Consider the following 6,382-nt stretch of genomic DNA (forward strand, 5'->3'; position numbering starts at 1 on the left):
TTTTTGGTTTTTTTGGGTGCGTTTCTGGGAATTTTGGTGCGGGAGGGTGTGATTTATGTGAATCGCGGTGGTGATTGTTTGTGAGTCTTGTGGGTTGTTGTGTGGATAAGTCTAGATTTGGTATGTTCTGTTTGTATTCTGCGTAAGAAAGTTGCGATGTTACCTTGGGTTCGCGCAATGAAAGGTATCTAAGTGTGCTGAAACACTAGGAAAATCGCGATTGTCATAAAAAATGCATGTTTGTTGAAAAAAGGGGTTGCGGGTCCCGGTCGCTAACCTTAGAACCCCCCTTACCGGACGAGCAGAGACGCTCCAACGGGGCGCCGGACGGGCCAGACGGAAGCGGAAACGCAGAAGAGTGGTTCGAAGGCGGAAGAAAATTTTGAGGTATTTGAGGCGGGGCGCGCCACTAAGTTAGGGCGCATCTGGTCACTTTTGTCTCTACGCTGTTTGAAATTGATATATCTGAAGAGATATGTGGGCGGTTTGGTTCAGTTCGATGGATCAGACGTCTGTATATCAACGCTCTTAGGATTTCGGTCCGATGATAGAGTGTCAGCTTCACTGTTTGGCGGCTTCTGGTTAACTTTGTTAACTGAAGCACAACAAACAGAGAAACGCCATATGATTTCAGTAAGGTCATATGGTGATGTGCAGAGGTTCGAACGTCAAGGATAGCGTCGCAAGATGCTTTCAACTTGAGAGTTTGATCCTGGCTCAGAACGAACGCTGGCGGCAGGCCTAACACATGCAAGTCGAGCGCTTCACTTCGGTGAGGAGCGGCGGACGGGTTAGTAACGCGTGGGAATATACCCTTTTCTATGGAATAGCCTCGGGAAACTGAGAGTAATACCATATACGCCCTTCGGGGGAAAGATTTATCGGTGAAGGATTAGCCCGCGTAAGATTAGATAGTTGGTGGGGTAATGGCCTACCAAGTCTACGATCTTTAGCTGGTTTGAGAGGATGATCAGCAACACTGGGACTGAGACACGGCCCAGACTCCTACGGGAGGCAGCAGTGGGGAATCTTAGACAATGGGCGCAAGCCTGATCTAGCCATGCCGCGTGAGTGACGAAGGCCTTAGGGTCGTAAAGCTCTTTCGCCAGAGATGATAATGACAGTATCTGGTAAAGAAACCCCGGCTAACTCCGTGCCAGCAGCCGCGGTAATACGGAGGGGGTTAGCGTTGTTCGGAATTACTGGGCGTAAAGCGTACGTAGGCGGATTGGAAAGTAGGGGGTGAAATCCCGGGGCTCAACCCCGGAACTGCCTCCTAAACTATCAGTCTAGAGTTCGAGAGAGGTGAGTGGAATTCCAAGTGTAGAGGTGAAATTCGTAGATATTTGGAGGAACACCAGTGGCGAAGGCGGCTCACTGGCTCGATACTGACGCTGAGGTACGAAAGTGTGGGGAGCAAACAGGATTAGATACCCTGGTAGTCCACACCGTAAACGATGAATGCCAGACGTCAGGGGGCTTGCCCTTTGGTGTCACACCTAACGGATTAAGCATTCCGCCTGGGGAGTACGGTCGCAAGATTAAAACTCAAAGGAATTGACGGGGGCCCGCACAAGCGGTGGAGCATGTGGTTTAATTCGAAGCAACGCGCAGAACCTTACCAACCCTTGACATCCTAGGACCGCCAGAGAGATCTGGTTTTCTCGTAAGAGACCTAGTGACAGGTGCTGCATGGCTGTCGTCAGCTCGTGTCGTGAGATGTTCGGTTAAGTCCGGCAACGAGCGCAACCCACATCCTTAGTTGCCAGCAGTTCGGCTGGGCACTCTAGGGAAACTGCCCGTGATAAGCGGGAGGAAGGTGTGGATGACGTCAAGTCCTCATGGCCCTTACGGGTTGGGCTACACACGTGCTACAATGGCATCTACAGTGAGTTAATCTCCAAAAGATGTCTCAGTTCGGATTGGGGTCTGCAACTCGACCCCATGAAGTCGGAATCGCTAGTAATCGCGTAACAGCATGACGCGGTGAATACGTTCCCGGGCCTTGTACACACCGCCCGTCACACCATGGGAGTTGGTTCTACCCGACGACGCTGCGCTAACCCTTCGGGGAGGCAGGCGGCCACGGTAGGATCAGCGACTGGGGTGAAGTCGTAACAAGGTAGCCGTAGGGGAACCTGCGGCTGGATCACCTCCTTTCTAAGGATGTTCCTAGCCATGATTTAAAGCTTGCTTTTTATCATCGTGGAACACTTAGCAGTCGGCAAACAAAGCCGACATATTCAGGCACTTCTTCCTTGGAAGTGACCTAGAGCCAGGCCGTCCTCATATCTCTTCAGTTTTGTTCCACCTGTTGTGGAACGTACCTTATGGGGCGTTAGCTCAGCTGGGAGAGCACCTGCTTTGCAAGCAGGGGGTCATCGGTTCGATCCCGATACGCTCCACCACCGTTCAAATGAAATTTGAACGTGCAACGCTTACGCCAAGCACAAAGCGGCAGTTGATTGCTTGCAATCAATGAGAGCGTGTTTGTTGGATGTGTTGCAGTGCTTCTCGGGCATTGCTGCGCAATACCCTGACAGCACGACGTCGATTTTGCTTTGCAAAATCAACTGGGTCGGTAGCTCAGGTGGTTAGAGCGCACGCCTGATAAGCGTGAGGTCGGAGGTTCAAGTCCTCCTCGACCCACCAAATCCTTTTGGGTTTGGATAGGAAAGACGATTTGACCGTTAAGCACTGTTGAGTGTTTAGCCGTCCAATCGGACGCAAGGCCCGCAAGTTTCCTTCGGAAATTTGCTACACCTTGTCGGTGAAGTCTTCGACTTCTCCGGAATTGACATCGTAAAGAGAGAAACAACATCAGAATAGATGATGAACCCGAGTAAGGGATCGTCAGCTGACGAGAGGCACCGCAAGGTGTCGTTGATCGTCATGCAAATCTATTTTGTTCCAAGTCAAGTACACTAACCGGAATGAGAGTAATCTCATTCGAACAGTGTCAGTTGCGAACCAGCGGCTGGCATTGCAATGTATGCATTTTGATTAAGGGCCCTTTTGATTTTACAAAAGGGAGGGCCCACAGAAATAGTCTGACTATTTCTGGATCAAATCAAGCGCGAAAAGGGCGTTTGGTGGATGCCTTGGCAGTAAGAGGCGATGAAAGACGTGATACTCTGCGATAAGCCATGGGGAGCTGAGAATAAGCTTTGATCCATGGATTTCTGAATGGGGCAACCCACCTGATACTTTGTTGTTATTGCCGCTTCGGTGGCAGCTAACAGCGGGGTAAAACAGGTATTTGTAGACTGAATACATAGGTTTACAAAAGCAAACCCGGGGAACTGAAACATCTAAGTACCCGGAGGAAAGGAAATCAATAGATACTCCCCTAGTAGCGGCGAGCGAACGGGGACCAGCCGAGCCTTGAGTGTGATTAGAATGGTCTGGAATGGCCAACCATAGTGGGTGACAGTCCCGTATAAGAAGCATGATAGGACGTATTAAGTAGGGCGGAACACGTGAAATTCTGTCTGAACATCGGAGGACCACCTTCGAAGGCTAAGTACTCCTTACTGACCGATAGCGAACCAGTACCGTGAGGGAAAGGTGAAAAGCACCCCGACGAGGGGAGTGAAACAGTACCTGAAACCGAACGCCTACAATCAGTTGGAGGGCCCTTGAGGCCTGACAGCGTACCTTTTGTATAATGGGTCATCGACTTGGTCTACCGAGCAAGCTTAAGCCGTTAGGTGTAGGCGCAGCGAAAGCGAGTCTTAATAGGGCGCATGAGTTCGGTGGATCAGACCCGAAACCGAGTGATCTAGGCATGTCCAGGATGAAGGTAAGGTAACACTTACTGGAGGTCCGAACCCACACCTGTTGAAAAAGGTCGGGATGAGGTGTGCCTAGGGGTGAAAGGCCAATCAAACTCGGAGATAGCTGGTTCTCTGCGAAATCTATTTAGGTAGAGCGTCGGACGAATACCCTCGGGGGTAGAGCACTGAATGGGTAATGGGGGCCCACAGCCTTACTGATCCTAATCAAACTCCGAATACCGAGGAGTAATATCCGGCAGACACACAGCGGGTGCTAACGTCCGTTGTGGAGAGGGAAACAACCCTGACCTACGACTAAGGCCCCTAATTCATGGCTAAGTGGGAAAGCAGGTGGGACGACCAAAACAACCAGGAGGTTGGCTTAGAAGCAGCCATCCTTTAAAGATAGCGTAACAGCTCACTGGTCTAAATAAGTTGTCCTGCGGCGAAGATGTAACGGGGCTCAAGCCATGAGCCGAAGTCTAGGATGCGATTTATCGCATGGTAGCAGAGCGTAGTGTGACATAATTCCATGCGTCCTTAATTCCTTTCGGGGAATATTGGACGCAAGGAGTTTTCTGTGAAGCCGGCCTGTGAGGGATCCGGTGGAGAGATCACTAGTGAGAATGATGACATGAGTAGCGACAAAGGGAGTGAGAGACTCCCTCGCCGAAAGTCCAAGGGTTCCTGCTTAAAGCTAATCTGAGCAGGGTAAGCCGACCCCTAAGGCGAGGCCGAAAGGCGTAGTCGATGGGAACCAGGTTAATATTCCTGGGCCATGGAGTGGTGACGGATCTGAAACGTAGTTCATCCTTATCGGATTGAATGGGCTGCTAACAGGTTCCTGGAAATAGCCCTCCTATAAGATCGTACCCTAAACCGACACAGGTGGACTGGTAGAGAATACCAAGGCGCTTGAGAGAACCACATTTAAGGAACTCGGCAAAATACCTCCGTAAGTTCGCGAGAAGGAGGCCCGTTCAGAACGCAAGTTTTGGGCGGGGGCACAAACCAGGGGGTGGCGACTGTTTACTAAAAACACAGGGCTCTGCGAAGTCGCAAGACGACGTATAGGGTCTGACGCCTGCCCGGTGCCTGAAGGTTAAAAGGAGGAGTGCAAGCTCCGAATTGAAGCCCAGGTAAACGGCGGCCGTAACTATAACGGTCCTAAGGTAGCGAAATTCCTTGTCGGGTAAGTTCCGACCTGCACGAATGGCGTAACGACTTCCCCGCTGTCTCAAATGTGGACTCAGCGAAATTGAATTTCCTGTCAAGATGCAGGATACCCGCGGTTAGACGGAAAGACCCCATGCACCTTTACTATAGCTTCGCATTGGCATCAGGCACAGTATGTGCAGGATAGGTGGTGGGCTTTGAAGCGGTGACGCCAGTCATCGTGGAGCCTCCCTTGAGATACCACCCTTATTCTGCTTGATGTCTAACCGCGGCCCGTTATCCGGGTCCGGGACCCTGCGTGGTGGGTAGTTTGACTGGGGCGGTCGCCTCCCAAATTGTAACGGAGGCGCGCGAAGGTTGGCTCAGAGCGGTCGGAAATCGCTCGTTGAGTGCAATGGCAGAAGCCAGCCTGACTGCGAGACTGACAAGTCGAGCAGAGTCGAAAGACGGCCATAGTGATCCGGTGGTCCCGAGTGGAAGGGCCATCGCTCAACGGATAAAAGGTACGCTGGGGATAACAGGCTGATGGTGCCCAAGAGTCCATATCGACGGCACCGTTTGGCACCTCGATGTCGGCTCATCTCATCCTGGGGCTGGAGCAGGTCCCAAGGGTACGGCTGTTCGCCGTTTAAAGAGGTACGTGAGCTGGGTTTAGAACGTCGTGAGACAGTTCGGTCCCTATCTTCCGTGGGTGTAGGATATTTGAGAAGAGTTGCCCCTAGTACGAGAGGACCGGGGTGAACGATCCACTGGTGGATCAGTTGTCGTGCCAACGGCAGTGCTGAGTAGCTATGATCGGACAGGATAACCGCTGAAGGCATCTAAGCGGGAAGCCCCCTTCAAAACAAGATATCCCTGAGAGCCGAGGTAGACCACCTCGTCGATAGGCCAGAGATGTAAGCGCTGTAAGGCGTTCAGTTGACTGGTACTAATGGCTCGATAGGCTTGATTTGATCCAGTAATAGTAAGATTTACTGTACCAAATCAAAGTACATACACACACAATCATCAGTATACGATGAAATGGAACAAAACCTGATGTTTACGGCCCCTGCGAAAGCAGGGCCCGTGTTTCTTTTTTGGTTTGGTGATAATAGCGCGAGCAAAACACCCGATCCCATCCCGAACTCGGCAGTTAAGTGCCGCTGCGCTGATGGTACTGCGTCTTAAGGCGTGGGAGAGTAAGTCATTGCCAAACCTAATAAGAAACACGTCTCTCGATACGATATCAAAAAGACCTCACAAAACACCGAGAGGCACAATAGCGCGGGATGGAGCAGCCCGGTAGCTCGTCAGGCTCATAACCTGAAGGTCGTAGGTTCAAATCCTACTCCCGCAACCAACTTTAGATAAGTAATATCAATACGTTAACGCCCTACGGGGCGATATTTGCGTTTCGACCGAAATGCGTGGTGCTACAATGGTGCTAC

3 tRNA genes and 3 rRNA genes are annotated in these 6,382 nt (G+C 51.2%); all 6 read left to right on the plus strand.

What is annotated here, in order from left to right:
- Positions 1-694: 694 nt before the first annotated feature.
- The 6 genes from Yoon_RS17820 (at position 695) to Yoon_RS17845 (ending at position 6,294) form a co-directional block, all read left to right on the plus strand.
- Positions 695-2,160 (plus strand): 16S ribosomal RNA (locus tag Yoon_RS17820).
- Positions 2,161-2,332: 172 nt separating this feature from the next.
- Positions 2,333-2,408: transfer RNA gene (locus Yoon_RS17825), tRNA-Ala, on the plus strand.
- A 167-nt stretch (positions 2,409-2,575) separates the two neighbouring features.
- A tRNA-Ile gene (locus Yoon_RS17830) sits at positions 2,576-2,652 on the plus strand.
- A 416-nt stretch (positions 2,653-3,068) separates the two neighbouring features.
- Positions 3,069-5,905, plus strand: a 23S ribosomal RNA gene (locus Yoon_RS17835).
- Between the two features lie 130 nt (positions 5,906-6,035).
- A 5S ribosomal RNA gene (rrf, locus tag Yoon_RS17840) occupies positions 6,036-6,150 on the plus strand.
- Together the 16S, 23S and 5S rRNA genes with 3 tRNA genes alongside form the textbook arrangement of a ribosomal RNA operon.
- 67 nt (positions 6,151-6,217) lie before the next feature.
- A tRNA-Met gene (locus Yoon_RS17845) sits at positions 6,218-6,294 on the plus strand.
- Positions 6,295-6,382 lie beyond the last annotated feature (88 nt).

The organism is Yoonia sp. I 8.24, from assembly GCF_022096995.1.
In the GTDB taxonomy this organism is placed as follows: domain Bacteria; phylum Pseudomonadota; class Alphaproteobacteria; order Rhodobacterales; family Rhodobacteraceae; genus Yoonia.